This window comes from Micrococcus sp. (genome assembly GCF_030523875.1).
GTDB lineage: Bacteria > Actinomycetota > Actinomycetes > Actinomycetales > Micrococcaceae > Micrococcus.
On the sequence record NZ_JAUNHR010000049.1, the window covers coordinates 1 to 17,832 of the forward strand.

The window sequence follows — 17,832 nt, forward strand, 5'->3', positions numbered from 1 at the left end:
GCCGACGAAGACGGCCACACGGTCCCGGAGAAGGTCGAGACCGGCGACACCGCCGCCTGGTGGCTGGCCGGTCTGGCCGCCGTGGGCGCCGGCGCCATGGTGCGCTTCCGCCGCTCCTTCGGTCTGCGCTGACCGGCACGGGGCCGGCCGCGCCGACCCCGTCCCGCCGCGAGGGCGGCCGCCGTGACCCGGCGGCCGCCCTCGCCGCGTCCGGGGCGCCTCCCGGCCGGTGCGTCCGGACCGTCGCGCCGGGGCCGCGTCGCCGGGCATGCTGGAGCCCATGACCACGCTGCTCTGGCTCCGCGACGACCTCCGCACCCTCGACCACGAGGCCCTCACCGCCGCGGTGGCGGAGGTGCGGGGACAGGACGAGGGGCGCGGCGACGTCGTCGCGCTGTGGATCCGGGAGGAGGGCGCGCAGGACGACGACGCCGGTCGGCTCGGCCCGCGTCCGCTCGGGGCCGCCGCGCGCTGGTGGTACCACCGCAGCCTGGAGGCCCTCGCCCTGCGGCTCGAGGCGCTCGGGATCCCGCTCGTGTTCGCCCGCGGGGACGCCCGGCGGCTGGTCCTCGAGGTGGCCGCCGGGCTGGACGCGTCCGTGGTGCGGTGGTCCCGCCGGTACGCCCCGCGGTCCCGGGCGCTCGACGCACAGGTGAAGACCCTGCTGGGCGAGGCGGGGCGGGAGGCGCACAGCCACCCCGGCGCGCTACTCACCGAGCCGTGGGAGGTGACCACCGGCGCCGGCGGGAACTACCGCGTGTTCACGCCGTTCCACCGGGCGGCCATGGACGTGCCGGTGGGCGCCGTGCTCCCCGTGCCCGAGGCCCTGGACGGCCCCTCGGCGGAGACGGAGCAGGTCCTGGCCGCGCTGCGGGGCCGGGGCGTCCTGACCGACCTGGACGGCCTGGGGCTGCTGGACCGGGACCCTGAGTGGTGGCGGGACACCGTGGCGGAGCACTGGACGCCGGGGGAGGAGGCGGCCCTCGACGCCCTCGACGCGCTGGAGGTCGCCCTGGACGGCTACGGGCAGAGCCGGGACGTGCCCGGGGACCCCGCCTCGACGTCCCGGCTCTCGCCCCGGCTGCGCTCGGGGGAGCTGTCTCCGCGCACCCTGTGGCACGCCGCCCGACATGCTGCCGAGCAGGACGTGGCCGCCCAGGACGCACGCGCCTGGACCCGCCAGCTCTACTGGCGCGAGTTCTGCTGGTCCCTGGCGTATCACCACGCGGATCTGGAGACCGTGCCCCTGCGGCCCGAGTTCGGCGCGTTCGCCTACCGGCCGGACGAGGGCCTCGCGCGCGCCTGGCGGCGGGGGCGGACCGGCCTGCGGCTCGTGGACGCCGGCATGCGGCAGCTGGGGGAGACCGGCTGGATGCACAACCGGGTGCGCATGGCCACGGCGTCCCTGTTCTGCAAGAACATGCTCCAGCCGTGGCAGGACGGGGAGGCCTGGTTCTGGGACACCCTCGTGGACGCGGACGAGGCCAACAACCCCGTGTCCTGGCAGTGGGTCGCCGGTTCCGGCGCGGACGCCTCGCCGTACTTCCGGATCTTCAACCCGGAGACGCAGGCGGCGAAGTTCGACGTCGACGGCCGCTACGTGAGCCGCTGGGTCCCCGAGGCGGACGAGCCGCTGTGCGGATACCCCGAGCCCGTGGTGGACCTGAAGGCCTCGCGGCAGGAGGCGCTGGACGCCTACGCGGACATGAAGGACGCCGCGGGCCTCAGCTGAGATCACGGCCCGATCGCGGCTGGGTCACAGCTGTGTACCGATGTCCAGACGGCGTTGCCCGCGCGCTCAGCCCGGATGCAGAATCGGGCTGTCCCTGCAGGGCGGCGCCGGGAGGTCCGGGCCGGCCGGGAGCGGGGACGCGCCCTCCGTCCCGATCCAGGAGACCATCGTGACCCGCACTCGCACCCACGTCTGCCGTCCCGCCGCCCGCCTGTCCGCGGCGGTCCTCGGCGCCGGGCTCGCCGCGCCCCTCGCCCTCGCCTCCCCGGCCCTCGCCGTGGAGGGGGAGGAGACCCGCTGGTCGGACGACCACGGCGTCATGGCCGGACACTTCCTCCAGGTCAACGCCGAGTCGGTCACGCAGGCCCACTTCCAGACGTACTCCGGGTACGACCCGGAGGACCTGACCCTCACCGTCGCCCCCGCGGACGCCGCGGGCGAGCCGGTGGGCGACGCCGTCGGCGTGCCCTTCACCCCGGTCGAGCTCATCGACGGCGGCATCGTGGATGTCCTCGAGACCCGACGCGCCCTCGGCGAGGCGGGCACCGGTCCGGTGGTCTACGAGGTGTACGCCGGGGAGACACGGCTGCAGATGTCCATGGCGGTGGGCGCGGACGACGACCTCTCCGACGACCGGGGCGGCGAGCTGCTCGCCCTCGTGAATCCGCAGGACTTCTCCGGCCTCCACCCGCTGGTGTGGGATTCGGAGGCCGCGCTCGCCCCCGGGGTCGACAGCCTGCGGATCCAGCGGATCATGCCGGTGATCGAGGAGAGCAACGCCTGGATCCAGGAGCAGCCGGAGCACGGGGAGCTCCACACGGTCCGCAACAAGGACACCGGCAGGCTCGAGGCCTGGTACATCCCGGAGGAGGGCTTCGTCGGCACGGACGCCTTCACCGTGGACTTCCACGGCGACCACGTCGCCGGGATCGAGACGATCACCGTGACCGTGGGCGAGCCCCTGCCCGCCGAGGTCACGGGCCTGCCCGACGCCGAGGACGGCGTCATGGGCGGCGAGCCCCTCGACCTAGACGACCCGCATACGGCGGCCCTGCTCCCCGCGATGCGCGAGGACGCCGACGGCGGGACGGCGGAGGAGCACGCGGTGCCGGAGAAGGTCGAGACCGGCGACACCGCCGCTTGGTGGCTGGCCGGCGCGGCCGCCCTCGGCGCCGGCGCCCTGCTGACCGCCCGCCGCCGGTTCGGCCTGGCCCGCTGACGCCCCGACCGGTCCGGCCGCCCCGCGCACTACGCTGTGCCGGGGCGGCCGGTCCGTCCCGGCTGCAGCGCCTCACGGCCCGCACCCCACACCACCTCCGGAGGGACCCCCATGAGCACGGGACTCAAGCGCGGCGTCTGGGCCGCTCTGCTGCTGATCTGCCTGGCCGTGGCCGCGTTCGCCCTGCGCGGCGCCTTCGCGTTCGGCGAGCCGCCCATCACTCCGGCCACGCCGACACCGGCCGCGGCGTCGTCGAGCGCGGGCCCCTCGAGCGCACGCGCCGCGGTCTCCAGCAGCGCCGTGCCCGCGTCCACCCCCGCACCCAGCACGTCCGCCTCCACCGCTGCCTCGAGCACCGCGGCGGCGCCGTCGTCGTCCGAGCCCGTGCCCGCCTCGCCGTCGTCCGAGCCGGCGGCCGCCTCGACCGCGTCCGAGCCCCCGAGTGAGGAGGCCGCCCCGGAGGAGCCGGCCGAGGAGCCGCCGGCCGAGGGCTCGCCCACGGCGGACGAGGCCGCCGCGCGCATGACCGGTCCGGCCGCCCCGTGGGAGGAGCTGACGGCGGCCCCCGAGCACATCGACGTCTACGCGGACGGCGAGCTGGTGATCGGCGCGCCGGTCCGGCTCGTGCAGATGCAGGAGGACGGCGAGCTCAACCCGGACCCGGAGACGGTGGGCTGGTACGGCCCGCCGCAGTGGGGCACGACCCCGGGGGAGACCTCCCGCTACCCCGGCGTCCTCACGGGCCACGTGCGCAACTACGGCGGCAAGGACGTGTTCTGGAACCTCCAGGGGCTGGCCGCCGGCGCGCTCGTGGTGGTGACCTACGACGACGGCACGCAGGCCGCCTTCCGCACCGACGCGGACGCCGTGTCCATGGACAAGGATGCCCTCACCCACGACCCCGCGTACGTCTGGGCCTGGGAGCTGCCGGAGGAGGGCACGAAGCTCACGCTCATCACGTGTGACGCGAGCAGCGGCCCGGGGGCGGTGGGCACGTCCACGAACAACTGGGCCGTGCAGGCCACCCGCGTGGCGTGAGCCGGGCGGGTTCGGCCCGCGCGCCGTTTCCCACCCGAGCCGGGGACCGACTACCGTTCTGAGGACCGGTGGCCGTCCGCGCCCGCCGGTCGCGCCCGCCCGCCGGGCCGCGTGAGAACCCCGAGAGGACCGCACGACATGACCCGACCCGTCCCTGCCGCCGCACGCCCCGCGCGCTGGACCACGGCCGCCGGCGGAGGGCTGCTGGCCCTCGCCCTCGGGCTGACCGGGTGCGGCACCGCGGCCACCCCCGAGGAGCCGAGCCGGCCGGGGCAGGCCGAGGGCTCGAACACCTACCTCGAGGGCGTCCTGGCCACGCCCAGCGCGACGTCGGCGGATCCGCTGGCCGGGGACGTGCGGTTCGTCTCCACGCTCCTGCTCAACCACTACGACATTGTCCAGGAGTCGGACGAGATCCTCGGGCGTGAGCAGATCGACGATGAAGTCCGACGCGTGGCCGAGGCCGTCCGGGCCGATACGGACGGACGCATCCAGACCCTGACCGACCAGCTCGAGGCCTGGGGCGAGGAGGTGCCCCCGGCGCCGCAGCCGCTCGGCGAGTCGAGCTCCGCGCCCGCCCCGGAGGCCACCGTGGATGCGAGCGAGGCCGAGGTCTCCGCGAAGCAGCAGGCCGCCCGGAACATGGTGGCGGGCCTGCTCACGGACGCGGACCGGAATGCGCTGGTCACGGCCGCCGACGGCTCGGCCCAGACGATCTACCTGATGCACATGCACCGCCTGTACCAGGGCGGCGTCACCCTGGCGGGAACGGAGCGGGACGAGGGCACGGACGAGCAGACCCGCGCCCTGGCGGAGCAGCTGATCGAGGGCCATCAGTCCCGCATGGAGGAGATCGTGGTGCTGCTCAACCGGCGCGGGGCGATCGGTGCGGACCCGACGCGCACGGCTCCGCCCTCCGGGTACACCGGACCCGTGGTGATCGAGAGCGCCGTGGGCGCGGACGGGTCCTACGTGGACTACACGCCGTCCGCCCTGTACGACCTGTGGTCCCGTCTGCCCCCGGCCCCCTCGGAGTCCGCCTCCGGCTCCGCCGAGGGCTCGCCGAGCCCGACGCCCACGCCCGCGGACACCGCCCGGCCGACGCCGACCCCTGGGGCGTCCGCCAGCCCCTCGGACTGAGCCTCGGCGGCGCACCCGGCGCCCGGTCCGCCGTCGTTCGGCACACGAAGACCCCCGCACCGTCACGGTGCGGGGGTCTTCGACTGCGCGGGGGTCAGGCCTTCTTGCCGCCGCGGTTGGTGTAGGCCTCGACGATCTCGGCCGGGATGCGGCCGCGGTCGCCCACCTCGTAGCCGTTCTCCTGCGCCCACGCGCGCACGGCCTTGGTGTCCGTGCCGGACCTGCGGGCGCCGCCGGAGCGGGAAGAGGAGGCGCGGGGGGCCGACGCCTTGCCCATGGGACGGGCGGCGTCGGTGTACCGGCGCATCTGCTCGGCGAAGGCGTCGAGCACCTCCTCGAGCTCGGCCCGGTGCTCCTCGTTCAGGTCGATCGCGTACTCCTTGCCGCTCACGGCGAAGTACACGGTCTCGGCGGGGGTGGAGCCGTCGAAATCGTCGGCGATGGTGGAAATGGTGGCCATGATGGTTCCTCACTGTCGAATGCCGTCGTCATAAACACTAGGGGATATCGCGACGACAGTGAATTCGAGGACGTTATCCGAACTGGAATGACGGTATCCTCCGGTCACGGCCGGCCGGTGTTCAGGCCGCGGCGAGCGCCTCGCTGACCACGGCGAGCCCCTCGCGGAGCAGCTCCTCGGAGATGACGAGCGGGGGCAGGAAGCGGATCACGTTGCCGTAGGTGCCGCAGCCCAGCGCGATGACGCCCTGCTGGCGTGCGGCGGCCAGGACACGGCCCGTGAGGGCGGCATCGGGCTCACCGGTGGCGGGGTCCACGAGCTCGAGCGCCATCATCGCGCCGCGGCCCCGGACCTCGCCGATCCGCTCGTCCGGGTGGGCGGCGAAGTGCTCGTGCACCACCTGCCCGATCCGCTCGGCGGCCGCCGTGAGGTCCTGCTCCTCGATGGTGCGGATGGAGCCGAGGGCGGCCGCGCAGGCCACGGGGTTGCCGCCGTAGGTGCCGCCGAGGCCGCCGGGGTGGACGGCGTCCATGATGTCGGCGCGCCCGGTGAGCGCGGAGAGCGGCAGGCCGCCGGCGATGCCCTTGGCGGTGGTGATCAGGTCCGGCTCGATCCCCTCGGCCTCGCACGCGAACCACGCCCCGGTGCGGGCGAAGCCGGTCTGCACCTCGTCCGCGATGAACAGCACGCCGTTCTCGCGGCACCAGGCCACGATCGCCGGGAGGAACCCCTCGGCGGGGACGATGAACCCGCCCTCGCCCTGGATCGGCTCCATGATGACGGCGGCCAGCTGGTCCGCGCCCACCTGCTTCTCCAGCATCGTGATCGCCCGGGCCGCGGCCTCGGGGCCGGTGAGGCCGCCGTCGCGCAGCGGGTAGGAGCCGGGCACGCGGTACACCTCGGGGGCGAACGGGCCGAAGGAGTGCTTGTACGGCATGGACTTGGCCGTCAGCGTCATGGTCAGGGTGGTGCGCCCGTGGTAGGCGTGGTCGAACGCGGCGACGGCGGTGCGCCCGGTGGCGGCGCGGGCCACCTTCACGGCGTTCTCCACGGCCTCGGCGCCGGAGTTGAACAGGGCGCTGCGGGTGGGCCCGGAGATCGGCGCCAGCCGGCCCAGCTGCTCGGCCACGGCCACGTAGCCCTCGTAGGGGGTGATCATGAAGCAGGTGTGGGTCAGGTCCGCGACCTGCTCCTGGACGGCCTCCACGACGGCGGGGGCGGACACGCCCACGTTGGTCACGGCGATGCCGGCGCCGAGGTCGATCAGGCGGTTGCCGTCCACGTCCTCCACGATCCCGCCGCCGGCCCGCGCGGCGAACACCGGCATGGTGGCGGCCACGCCCGCGGGGACCACGGCGGCCTGGCGCTTGGCGAGGGCCTGGGAGCGCGGACCCGGCAGGGCGGTGGCCAGGTGACGGGACTGCTCGAGCGGGGGACGGGTCTGGGCGGGGGCGGCCATGGGTGCTCCTGGGGTCGGCGCGACGGGGGACTTCATCGTGCGCACGGCCGGCACATCACGTCCAATGATGATCTCGGATGCCGCCTATGCTCCTGGAGCATGACCCCGACCGAGCACCCCGTCCCCGCGCCCGGCCACGCGGATCCCGTCCTGCGCGTCCTGGACCCCGTCCTGCTGCGCACCTTCGTGACGGTGGCCGAGGCGGGCACCGTCACCGAGGCCGCACGACGCCTCCGTCTGGTGCAGTCGGCGCTGACCCGCCACCTGCAGCGCCTGCAGCGGGAGCTGGGCCTCACCCTGTTCGCCCCGGCGGGCGCTCGGCTGCGGCTCACCCCGGCCGGCCACGCGTGGCTGCCCGTGGCCCGGGGCGTCCTGGACGCGCACGCCCACGCCCGGCAGGCCGCGGCGGTGCTGGCCGCCGGCCGCCTCACCGCGCTCGCGGTGGGCGCCCCGGGGACCACGCTGATCGACGTCGTGATCCCGTTCCTCACCGTACTGGGCCCCGAGGACCCGGCCGTGCAGGTGGCCGAGACGCAGCTGGACGACTCCCTCCTGGCGTCCGTGGCGCAGCACGACCTCGTGGTGCTGCCCTCGACGCCGCCGGCGGAGGTGGCCGCCCTGCCGCTGCGCCGCATGCCGGTGTGGGCGTGTGTGGGCCCGGCCCATCCGTGGGCGGGGCGCACGGAGGTGCACGTCGCGGAGCTGGCCGAGGTGCGGCTCGTGCTGCCCTCCCGCTCCTTCAAGGCCCGCCGCGTCCTGGACGGCGCCCTCGAGGTGGCCGGGGCCGCCCCGCGGGACGTGGTGGAGGCCAACTCGGGCCGGGTGGCGCAGGCCCTCGCCGCCAACGGCTCCGCGGTCGCGGTGGTCACCGAGGACCCCGCGTTCGGCCTGCGGCCCCTGCGCATCCGGGCCGGCGCCGAGACCCTCGGGGTGCACCTGCACGCGGTGTGGCGGCACGACCACTTCGCCGCCGAGCAGATCGCGGCCGTGGCCGGGCGGCTGCGGGCCTTCGTCCGCGAGCGCTACCCCGAGGACGGCGCCCCGATCTCCTGAGCGGGCGGAGCGTCCTCCTCCTCGAGGTCGGCCAGCAGCAGGGCCAGGCCGGAGTCGAAGGGGACGTCGGCGTACGGATTCGAGGGCGAGGCCGCGACGGCATCGGCCGGATGGGAGCCGCGGAAGGACTCCACGGCCGCGCGCAGGGCGGGCAGACGGCCCGCGGGCGGGGTGACCTGGAAGATCTCCGCCGGCGCGGTGACGTCGTAGGCCGAGCCGTAGACGAACGACTCGATGGCGATGACCCGCTCGAGCACCTGCTGCGGGGCCAGTCGGGTGCGGGCCAGTGCGGCGCAGACGGCCTCGTAGACCTCCTGGGTCCGCGTCGCCCCCTCGATCGGCATCGTGGCGATGACGGGGATGAGCGGCACATGGTCCGCGAACACGGCCCGGTAGGACCGGGCCCACGCGCGCACGGCGTCGGCCACGGGCATCTCCCCGCGGGCGGCCTGCTCCAGCTCCCTGGTGGACACGCCGTCCATCACGGCGTCCTGGAGCAGGGCCATCAGCTCCTCCTTGCCCCGGATGTGGTTGTACAGGGCACTGGGCGCCACCTCCAGGCGGCGGGCGATGCGGGCCATGGTCAGGGCCTCGTAGCCGCTCTCCCGGGTGATCTGCAGAGCCGCCCGGCAGATGCCCTCCCGGGTCACGGCGGGGCTGAGGGGTCGTCCGCGTCGTCGCGGGGTGGGCATGGTCGAGTCCTCCTGCAATGGGGTCCTCCGCATGATCCCACGGGCGCGGGCGGAGTGGGCGAGCAGTCCGCAGACGGGGGTTCCCGTGGTGGCCCCGTCCCGCTAGAGTGAGGCCCGCCACACTTTATGAACGGTATTCATTAGACCGGTCGTGCCCCCATCCCCACCCCAGCCTCCCGGGAGAGAACAGTGAGAACCGAACACTCGAGCACCGACGCCGCGGCCACCCGTCCTGCGCGCGACTGCGACGTCGTCGTCGTGGGCGCCGGCCCCGCCGGCCTGATGGCGGCGCGCACCCTGAAGCAGCAGGGGTTGAGCGTGACCGTCCTCGAGGCCCGCGACCGCGTGGGCGGCCGCACCTGGAACGGCCTCGTCCACGGCGCCGACGGCCAGGACCACTTCATCGAGATCGGCGGCCAGTGGATCTCGCCCGACCAGACCCGCCTCACGGCGCTGGTGGAGGAGCTGGGGCTGCCGACGTTCCAGCGTCACCGCGAGGGCGGGTCCGTGTACCTGTCCCCGGACGGCACCCGTCACGTGTACGACGACGAGATGCCGGTCTCGGAGCACACGCAGGCGGAGATGGACCGTCTGATCGCCGAGCTGGACGCGCTCGCCGCCGAGGTCGGCGCCACGGCCCCCTGGGACCACCCGCGCGCCGCCGAGCTGGACGCCGTGCCCTTCCGCACCTGGCTGACCTCCCTCTCGGACGACCAGGAGGCCATCGACAACGTCTCCATCTACGTCGCCTCGGGCATGCTGACCAAGCCCTCCACCACGTTCTCGCTCCTGCAGGCGGTGCTGATGGCCGCCTCCGCCGGGTCCTTCTCCAACCTGGTGGACGAGGACTTCATCCTCGACGCCCGGGTCGAGGGGGGCATGCAGTCGGTGTCCCGCGCCATGGCCGCCGAGCTGGGGGAGGATGTGGTCCTCGGCCAGCCGGTCCGGACCCTGCACTGGGCCGAGCCGGACGCGGCCACCGCGGACGACCTCAACGGCGTGGCCGCCGACGTGCGCGACGGCGTGGCGCAGGACGGCGGCCCGGGCAGCGTCCTGGCCGTCACCGACGACCTCGAGGTCCGCGCGCGCTTCGCCGTGCTGGCCGTGCCGCCGAACCTCTACTCCCGCATCTCCTACGTCCCGCCCCTGCCGCGCCGTCAGATGGTCGCCCACCAGCACCTCTCGATGGGCCTGGTCATCAAGGTGCACGCCGTCTACGAGGCCCCGTTCTGGCGCGAGGACGGCCTGTCCGGCACGTGCTTCGGCGGAGGACGCCTGGTCCAGGAGCTCTACGACAACACCAACCGGGGGGTCAACGACGCGGGCGGTGAGCCCGGCGTCGAGGACCCCTGCGGCACACTGGTCGGCTTCGTGTCCGACGTGCACGCCGAGCGCATCTGGGAGCTGCCGGCTGAGCAGCGCCGGGAGGAGATCCTGGAGGCCATGGCCGAGTACCTCGGCCCTCAGGCCAAGGAGCCGGTGGCCTTCTTCCTGTCCGACATGGCCGCGGAGGAGTGGACCCGCGGGGCGTACGCCACCAGCTACGACCTCGGGGGCCTGTCCCGATGGGGCCATCTGCAGAACCGCCCCGTGGGGCCGATCCACTTCGCCTGCTCCGACATCGCGGCGGAGGGCTATCAGCACGTCGACGGCGCCGTCCGCATGGGCGAGGCGGCCGCCCTGGCCATCGTCGAGCAGGAGCGCCGCGGCTGACGCCGCGGCCCGCACCGAAGGACCCTCCCATGAACGCATCCCCCTCCGGCTCGCACTCCGCGCCGCGCCGCGACCAGCATGTGTACCCGTCCACGGCGGAGGTGGAGCAGGTCTCCCTGCTCAACCCCGCGGGCGTCAGCAACAAGGGCCTCGAGGCCGGCAAGGTCGGCCTGATCGGCGCCGTCGTGATCGGCGTCAGCGTGGTGGCCCCCGCCTACACGCTCACCTCGGGCCTGGGCCCCACCATCAGCACGGTGGGCACGCACGTGCCGGCGATCCTGCTGCTGGGCTTCGTCCCCATGCTGCTCGTGGCCCTCGGCTACCGGGCGCTGAACACCCGCGTGCCGGACTCCGGCACCTCCTTCACCTGGGCCACGCACGCCTTCGGCCCCTACGTGGGCTGGATGGGCGGATGGGGCCTGATCGCCGCCTCCGTGATCGTGCTCTCCAACCTGGCGGCCGTGGGCGTGGACTTCACGTTCCTGCTCCTGGCCCAGGTGACGGGCGACGAGGCCCTGGCCGACCTGGCCGGGAACCTCTGGGTGAACATCCCCCTGACGGTCCTCTACCTGGCCCTGGCCGGGTGGATCTCCCACCGGGGCATGGAGGCCACCAAGAAGCTGCAGTACGTCCTGGTGGTCTTCCAGCTCGTGGCGCTGGGCGCCTTCGCCGTCGCCGCCCTGGTCCAGGCCTCGAACGGGGCGGGCTTCGACCCCACGCCGGTGCAGCTGGACTGGTTCAACCCCTTCACCGCGGGCGACTTCTCCGTGGTGGCCGCGGGCGTGTCCCTGTCCATCTTCCTCTTCTGGGGCTGGGACGTGACCCTGACCATGAACGAGGAGACCGAGGACCCGGAGCGCACCCCCGGACGGGCCGCCTCGGTGACCGTGCTCGTGATCATCGCCGTGTACGTGCTCTGCGCCCTGGGCGTCATCGCCTGGGCGGGCGTGGGCACCGAGGGCCTGGGCGCCGGCAACGAGGAGAACCAGGAGTCCATCTTCGCGGTGCTCGCCGGACCGGTCCTCGGCCCGTTCGCCGTGGTCATGTCCAGTGCCATCCTCATCAGCTCGCTCGCCTCGCTGCAGTCCACGATGCTCTCCCCGGCGCGCACGCTGCTCGCCATGGGCTTCTACCGGGCCGTCCCGCCGAAGTTCGCCCAGCTCAGCCCGCGCTTCAACAGCCCGGCGTTCGCCACGTGGGTCTGCGCGGCGGCCGCGGCGGCGTTCTACGTGATCACCCGACTGATCTCGGAGAACGCCCTGTGGGACACCATCACCGCCCTGGGCCTGATGATCTGCTTCTACTACGGCATCACCGCGCTGGCCTGCGTCTGGTACTTCCGCCGCGAGTGGTTCGTCTCCGCGGGCAACGCGCTCACCACCTTCCTCTTCCCGCTCCTGGGAGGCATCGTGCTCCTGGTGATGTTCACGGTCACGGCCGTGGACTCCACCGACCCGGACTACGGGTCCGGCTCCAGCATCGGAGGGGTCGGCACCGTGTTCCTCCTCGGCATGGGGGTGCTGCTGCTGGGCGTCGTCCTGATGCTCTGGACCCGGCTGCGCCATCCGGCCTACTTCCGGGGCGAGACGCTCCCGCAGACCGACTCCACCCGTCCCATCCCGATCATCCGCCCGGCCGACGACGGCGCCGCCGTCCCGGCCGACCCGCACGAGAGGACCCGCCCATGAGCACCCATCCCGGCTACCGCGTCCAGGACCCCGCCACCGACCAGGTCGTCGAGACCTTCCCCTCCCCGGACGCCGCGGAGCTCGAGCGGCTCCTCGCCGCCGCCGACGCCGCCCAGCGCGCGTGGGCCGCCCGTCCCATCGAGGAGCGCGCCGCCGTCGTCCGGAGGGTCGCGGACCTCTTCGAGGAGCGCAAGGACGAGCTCGCCCGCATCATCGCCACGGAGATGGGCAAGCGCGTCGGCGAGGGCGTGGAGGAGGCCGAGTTCAGCGCGGCGATCTTCGGGTACTTCGCCGACAAGGGCCCGACCCTCGCCGCCGACCGCCCGATCGAGACCTTCGACGGCGGCCGGGCCATGATCCGGCACCTGCCCCTGGGCGTGCTGCTGGGCGTCATGCCCTGGAACTTCCCCTACTACCAGGTCGCCCGCTTCGCCGCCCCCAACCTGATGCTCGGCAACGCGATCGTGCTCAAGCACGCCGAGATCTGCCCGCGGTCCGCCCTGGCCGTGCAGCGCATCATGGACGACGCCGGCGTCCCCGCCGGCGTGTACACCAACGTCTTCGCCACGCACGAGCAGATCGCCGAGATCATCGCCGACCCGCGCGTGCAGGGCGTGTCGCTGACCGGCTCGGAGCGCGCCGGCGCGGTGGTGGGATCCCTGGCCGGGCAGCACCTGAAGAAGGCGGTGCTCGAGCTGGGCGGCTCGGACGCGTACGTCGTCCTCGACGCCGCCGACCCGGCCGAGGCGGCCCGCACGGCGTGGGCCACCCGCATGTACAACATGGGCCAGGCGTGCAACTCCAACAAGCGGATGATCGTGGCCGAGGGGATCCACGAGGCGTTCGTGGCCGAGCTCGTGGCCCTGGCGGAGGCCATGACCCCGGGCGACGCCGACTCCGAGGACCCCACCGTGTACACGCCGCTGTCCTCCCGCGGTGCGGCCGAGACCCTCGCCGAGCAGGTGGCGCGCGCGCGGGAGCAGGGCGCCACCGTGCACGTGGGCGGCACGGTCACGGGCGAGACCGGGGCCCGGTTCGCGCCGGCCGTGATCACCGGCGTCACCTCCGAGATGGACGCCTACCGGGAGGAGCTCTTCGGCCCCGTGGCCGTGGTGTACTCGGCGGGCTCGGCGGAGGAGGCGCTGGAGCTCGCCAACGACTCGCAGTACGGCCTGGGCGGCGCCGTGTTCTCCCAGGACCAGGCGCTCGCCGAGAGCGTCGCCCGGCGCCTCGAGGTGGGCATGGCGAACGTGAACACCCCGGCCGGCGAGGGCGCCGAGATCCCGTTCGGCGGCGTGAAGCGCTCCGGCTTCGGCCGGGAGCTGGGCCCGCTGGGCATGGACGAGTTCGTCAACAAGCAGCTCTACTTCGTCCAGGACTGACGGTCCCGGCCCGTCCCGGGCCCGAGGACGACGACGCCGGCCCGGCCCCTCCACCAGGAGGGACGGGGCCGGCGTCGTCGGCGGGGACGGGGACGGGTCAGCGCGCCTGCGCCACCGCACCGTTCACCACGGGGGCCAGGCGCCGCACGCCCTCCACCAGGGTGTCCTCGGCCACGAACGAGTAGGCCAGGCGCAGGGTGGAGTGCACGCCCGCCACGGGGGTGAACGCGGCGCCGGGCACGAACACGGCGCCGGCGTCGATGCCCGCCCGCATCAGCTCCACGGTGTCGATCCCCGCCGGCAGCGAGCCCCACAGGAAGAACCCGCCGGCCGGGGGCGTGTACATGAATGCGGGGTCCCAGTGCTCGGTCAGGGCCTCCTGCAGCGTGGCCGCGCGCGCCCGGTACAGGCCGGTGACCTCCCGGACGTGGCCCTGCCAGTCGAACTCGGTGACGAACGCCGTCGCCAGCATCTGCGACGTGGTGGAGGCGTGGATGAACGCCGACTCCGCGCACAGGTAGAACTCCCGGTGCAGGGCCGCCGGCACCAGCGCCCAGCCCACGCGCACGCCGGGGGAGAAGATCTTGGACATCGTCCCCAGGTACACCGTGCGGTCCCGGTGGGCGGCGGCGATCGGGGCCACCGGCTCGCCGTCGAACGCGATCTGCCCGTACGGGTTGTCCTCCACGATCAGCACGTCGTGCCGCGCGCACACCTGTGCCACGCGCTCGCGTCGCTCGGCCGGCAGCAGCAGCCCCGAGGGGTTGGCGAAGGAGGGGATGGTGTAGAGGAACGCCACCCGGCGCCCCTCCGCGGCCAGCCGCGTCAGCGTGGCGTCCAGGGCCTCCGGTACCAGGCCGTGCTCGTCCGTGGGCGTGGCCACGGCCTCCAGCTCCCACGTCTGGAACGAGGTCAGCGCGCCCACGAACGTGGGGTCCTCCACCACGACGACGTCGCCCGGGTCCGCGAACGCGCGGCAGGCGGTGTCGATCGCGGCCTGGGAGCCGGGGGTGATCACCACCAGCTCGGGGTCGGCGTCCGGGATCCCGTCCGCGGCCATCACGGTGCAGGCCGCCGCGCGCATGGACTCCAGGCCCTGGCCGGGCCCGTACTGCAGGGACGCGGTGCCCTCCCGGGCGATCAGCCGCTGCGCCGTGGCGCCGAGCTCCTCCAGCGGCAGCCCGGACAGCCACGGGTTGCCGCCGGCCAGGGACACCAGGTCCGGGTCCATCGCGATGTCGAAGACGTCGCGCACGGCCGACTGCTGGACGGTGGTGGCCCGGCGGGCCAGGTGGGCGCGCGCGCCCGCGGGGTCGAGGGTGCTCATGCGGCGGGTCCTTCCGGTCGGGTGGTCTCGGCGAGGCCGGGGCCGGCCTCGTCCGCGGGGACGGGGGCCTCGAGGTGGCTGGGCGCCCACATGCGCAGCAGGGTGCGCACCACCACCACGTTGGGGCCGGAGCCGGCGAGGGCGCGGGTCAGCGCCTCGCCCACCTGCTCGACCTCCACGGTCTCGGCCGGCACCCCGAAGGACTCGGCGAGCGCGGCGAAGTCCGGGCGGGCCAGCTCGGTGGCGGTGGCCTGCCCGAACGCGCCCTCCATGTACTCGCGCAGGATGCCGTAGCCGCCGTCGTCCACGATCAGCCACGTGACGTCCGCGTCGTGCTGGCGGGCCGCGGCGAGCTCGGCGATCGAGTACATGGCCGAGCCGTCCCCGGCCACGGCCAGCACCCGCGCGTCGCGCCCGGCCGAGGCCAGGCCCACGGACGCGCCGAACGCCGCGGGGAACCCGTAGCCGAGCCCGCCGGCGCCCTGCGCCGAGTGGAACTGGCCGGCCTGGGCGTCCCAGCAGTTCCAGCCCCAGTACGCGGCGATGGTCATGTCCCAGAACGTCTGCATGTCCGCCGGGACGGCCGCCCGGATGTCCGCCATGAGGCGGCGCTCGCGGCGCAGGTCCTGGGCGTCCAGGCGGGCCGTGACCTTCGCGTTGACCTCTGCGACGACGTCGGCGGAGGTGCGGCCGTGCCAGGGGCGGTCGGCCGGGCGGGCGGTCTCGTCCGCGCGCAGCGCGTCCGCGAGGGCGGCCAGGGCCTGCCCGGCGTCGGCGCGCACGCCGAGCGTGGGGTGGTTGGTCTCGAGGACGCGCGGCTCGGCGTCGACCTGGATCAGCCGTCCCCTCGGCTCGAGGGTGAAGTAGTTGGAGGTGACCTCGCCCAGGGAGGAGCCGACGACGAGCAGCACCTGCGCGTCCTCCAGCAGCTCCGTGACGTGCCGGTCCTCCACCCAGCCGCCGAGGGAGAGCGGGTGCTCCCACGGGAAGGCGGTGTTGCCGCCGGGGGAGCAGACCACGGGGGCCTGCAGCAGCTCGGCGACCTCCCGCAGGGACGCCTGGGCGGCCGGGCCGGAGCGGCGCACGCCGCCGCCGGCCACGATCGCCACGCGCTCGGCGTCGCGCAGCCAGCGCACGGACTCGGCCACCAGCTCGGCGCGCGGCGGGTGGTCGTAGGGGACCGCGAGCGCGTCCTGCACGGGCGGCACCTGGACCTCGCCCAGCAGCACGTCCTGGGGGATCTCCACCCACACCGGGCCCTGCGGCACGGTGACGGCCTCGGCCCAGGCGTCCTGGATGGCCGAGGGGATGCCCGAGGCGTGGTGCACCGTGAACTGCGCCTTGGTGACGTTCTGCGCCGAGGCCTTCTGGTCGTCCAGCTGATGGAGCATGCCCTTGCGGCGGGCGCCGAGCCCGGAGAGCGGGATCTGGGAGGCGATGACCACCATCGGCACGCCCGTGGCATACGCCTCCTGCAGCCCGGCCAGGGAGGTCAGGGCGCCGGGGCCGGTGGAGAGGAACAGCACGCCGACCTCGCCAGTGGCGCGGGCGTAGCCGTCCGCGGCGAAGGCGGCGTTGTTCTCCACGCGGTTGGAGACGAACTCCAGCGGGGAGCGGGAGAGCGCGTCGAACAGCCCCAGGGCGTGCTGGCCCGGGATGCCGAACACGGTGCGCGCCCCGAGGGCGTGCAGGGTCTCGACGGCGAGGTCCCCGCCGTTGCGGCGGGGGGTGTGGGCCTGCGGCGCGGCGGCGTCGTTCATGCGCGGGCCTCCTCGGTGCGGGCGGCGCGGCGGTCCGCCATGAGGGTGATCAGGTCGTAGGCCACGTGGGAGGCGGCGACGCCGGTGATCTCGGCGTGGTCGTAGGCGGGGGCGACCTCCACGACGTCGGCGCCCACGATGTCCAGGCCGCGCAGGCCGCGCAGGATCTCCAGGAGCTCGCGGGAGGTCAGGCCGCCGGCCTCGGGGGTGCCGGTGCCCGGGGCGTGGGCCGGGTCCAGGACGTCGATGTCCACGGAGACGTACAGCGGGCGGGAGCCGATGCGCTGGCGCAGGGCGTCCACCACCTCGTCCACGCCGCGGCGGAACACGTCGGAGGAGGTGACGATGCCGAAGCCGAGGCGGTGGTCGTCGTCGAGGTCCTTCCTGCCGTACAGGGGGCCGCGGGTGCCCACGTGGGAGATGGCCTCGGTGTCCAGGATCCCCTCCTCCACGGCGCGGCGGAACGGGGTGCCGTGGGTGTACTCGGCGCCGAAGTAGGTGTCCCACGTGTCCAGGTGGGCGTCGAAGTGCAGCAGGGCCACCGGCTCGCCGGCCCGGGCCGCGGCGGCGCGCAGCAGGGGCAGGGCGATGGTGTGGTCGCCGCCGATGGTCATCAGCGAGGAGCCGTCCGCGGTGAGGTCGAGGGCGTCCTGCTGGACCGTCTCGATGGCCTCGCCGATGTTGAAGGGGTTCACGGCCATGTCCCCGGCGTCCACCACCTGGGCCTGCGCGAACGGGGAGGTGTCCGTGGCCGGGTTGTACGGGCGCAGCAGACGGGAGGACTGGCGCACGTGGCCGGAGCCGAACCGGGCGCCCGGGCGGTAGGAGACGCCGGCGTCGAAGGGCACGCCGACCACCTTGATCTCCGGGGCGATCCCGGCGGACGCGGCCTCGTCCAGGCGCGGCAGCAGGGCGTAGGTGGGGGCGCCGCCGAAGCGGGGCACGAGGGCCGAGTTCACGGGGCCGAGGCGGCCGTTCTCCTCGACGCGGGGGATCTCCAGCATGATGCTCTCCTGGGGTTGTCGGGCGGGGTAGGGGTGGGGTGGCGCGCGGGGCCGGGGCGCTCAGGTGCGTCCGGCGAGGATCCACAGGACCAGGGCGGGGGAGTCCGGGTCCGGGTTCTGCCAGGAGTGGGGCTCCTGGCCGCTGAAGGTGGCGGTGTCCCCGGC

At 74.3% G+C, this 17,832-nt stretch carries 14 protein-coding genes; 8 read left to right on the forward strand and 6 right to left on the reverse strand.

Features of this window, described 5'->3' with window-relative positions:
* The first annotated feature begins 280 nt into the window (after nt 1–280).
* The 4 genes from Q4D18_RS07620 to Q4D18_RS07635 all read left to right on the forward strand — a co-directional run bounded on the left by Q4D18_RS07620 (nt 281) and on the right by Q4D18_RS07635 (nt 5,129).
* On the forward strand, nt 281–1,732 hold the full coding sequence (locus Q4D18_RS07620; RefSeq protein WP_303126995.1) for a deoxyribodipyrimidine photo-lyase: 1,452 nt from the start codon (nt 281–283) through the stop codon (nt 1,730–1,732).
* A gap of 169 nt (nt 1,733–1,901) precedes the next feature.
* Nucleotides 1,902–2,951, forward strand: coding sequence for a hypothetical protein (locus tag Q4D18_RS07625; RefSeq protein WP_303126996.1), 1,050 nt, complete (start codon nt 1,902–1,904; stop codon nt 2,949–2,951).
* A gap of 111 nt (nt 2,952–3,062) precedes the next feature.
* Entirely contained in the window at nt 3,063–3,989 is a 927-nt protein-coding gene (locus Q4D18_RS07630; protein ID WP_303126997.1) for a class F sortase, read from the forward strand.
* A 138-nt stretch (nt 3,990–4,127) separates the two neighbouring features.
* Nucleotides 4,128–5,129 (forward strand): DUF305 domain-containing protein, encoded by a 1,002-nt coding sequence (locus Q4D18_RS07635; RefSeq protein WP_303126998.1) that lies wholly within the window; start codon nt 4,128–4,130, stop codon nt 5,127–5,129.
* Nucleotides 5,130–5,223: 94 nt separating this feature from the next.
* Here Q4D18_RS07635 and Q4D18_RS07640 read toward each other — a convergent pair whose 3' ends face one another.
* A complete protein-coding gene (locus Q4D18_RS07640) occupies nt 5,224–5,589 on the reverse strand; it encodes an Lsr2 family protein (RefSeq protein ID WP_303126999.1) in 366 nt (121 codons plus the stop codon).
* A gap of 121 nt (nt 5,590–5,710) precedes the next feature.
* Nucleotides 5,711–7,048 (reverse strand): 4-aminobutyrate--2-oxoglutarate transaminase, encoded by a 1,338-nt coding sequence (gene gabT, locus Q4D18_RS07645; protein WP_303127001.1) that lies wholly within the window; start codon nt 7,046–7,048, stop codon nt 5,711–5,713.
* Nucleotides 7,049–7,147: 99 nt separating this feature from the next.
* Here gabT and Q4D18_RS07650 point away from each other — a divergent pair, with 99 nt between their 5' ends.
* Nucleotides 7,148–8,101 carry a LysR family transcriptional regulator gene (locus Q4D18_RS07650; protein ID WP_303127003.1) on the forward strand — a complete coding sequence of 318 codons (954 nt, stop codon included), beginning with the start codon at nt 7,148–7,150 and terminating at the stop codon, nt 8,099–8,101.
* Here the strand turns inward: Q4D18_RS07650 and Q4D18_RS07655 are convergent.
* On the reverse strand, nt 8,071–8,793 hold the full coding sequence (locus tag Q4D18_RS07655; RefSeq protein ID WP_303127005.1) for a TetR/AcrR family transcriptional regulator: 723 nt from the start codon (nt 8,791–8,793) through the stop codon (nt 8,071–8,073). The two genes, Q4D18_RS07650 and Q4D18_RS07655, sit on opposite strands and share 31 nt — an antisense overlap.
* 189 nt (nt 8,794–8,982) lie before the next feature.
* Between Q4D18_RS07655 and Q4D18_RS07660 the strand changes: the two genes are divergently transcribed.
* The 3 genes from Q4D18_RS07660 to Q4D18_RS07670 are packed head-to-tail and all read left to right on the forward strand — an operon-like array spanning nt 8,983 to nt 13,576.
* Entirely contained in the window at nt 8,983–10,506 is a 1,524-nt protein-coding gene (locus tag Q4D18_RS07660) for an NAD(P)/FAD-dependent oxidoreductase (protein ID WP_303127007.1), read from the forward strand.
* A 29-nt stretch (nt 10,507–10,535) separates the two neighbouring features.
* On the forward strand, nt 10,536–12,194 hold the full coding sequence (locus Q4D18_RS07665) for an APC family permease (protein ID WP_303127009.1): 1,659 nt from the start codon (nt 10,536–10,538) through the stop codon (nt 12,192–12,194).
* Complete coding sequence (locus Q4D18_RS07670; RefSeq protein WP_303127011.1) at nt 12,191–13,576, forward strand: NAD-dependent succinate-semialdehyde dehydrogenase; 1,386 nt, start codon at nt 12,191–12,193, stop codon at nt 13,574–13,576. The genes Q4D18_RS07665 and Q4D18_RS07670 overlap by 4 nt, the downstream gene beginning before the upstream one ends.
* A 97-nt stretch (nt 13,577–13,673) precedes the next feature.
* On the opposite strand, the gene Q4D18_RS07675 is transcribed toward Q4D18_RS07670, so the two are convergent.
* The 3 genes from Q4D18_RS07675 to speB are packed head-to-tail and all read right to left on the reverse strand — an operon-like array spanning nt 13,674 to nt 17,667.
* Nucleotides 13,674–14,903, reverse strand: a complete 1,230-nt coding sequence (locus Q4D18_RS07675; RefSeq protein ID WP_303127013.1) for a PLP-dependent aminotransferase family protein — start codon at nt 14,901–14,903, stop codon at nt 13,674–13,676.
* The gene (locus Q4D18_RS07680; protein WP_303127015.1) at nt 14,900–16,663 is read right to left on the reverse strand and encodes a thiamine pyrophosphate-binding protein; all 1,764 of its coding nucleotides are present in this window, start codon (nt 16,661–16,663) and stop codon (nt 14,900–14,902) included. The genes Q4D18_RS07675 and Q4D18_RS07680 overlap by 4 nt, the downstream gene beginning before the upstream one ends.
* Complete coding sequence (gene speB, locus Q4D18_RS07685; RefSeq protein ID WP_303127017.1) at nt 16,660–17,667, reverse strand: agmatinase; 1,008 nt, start codon at nt 17,665–17,667, stop codon at nt 16,660–16,662. Before speB ends, Q4D18_RS07680 begins: the two co-directional genes overlap by 4 nt.
* Nucleotides 17,668–17,832: the final 165 nt, after the last annotated feature.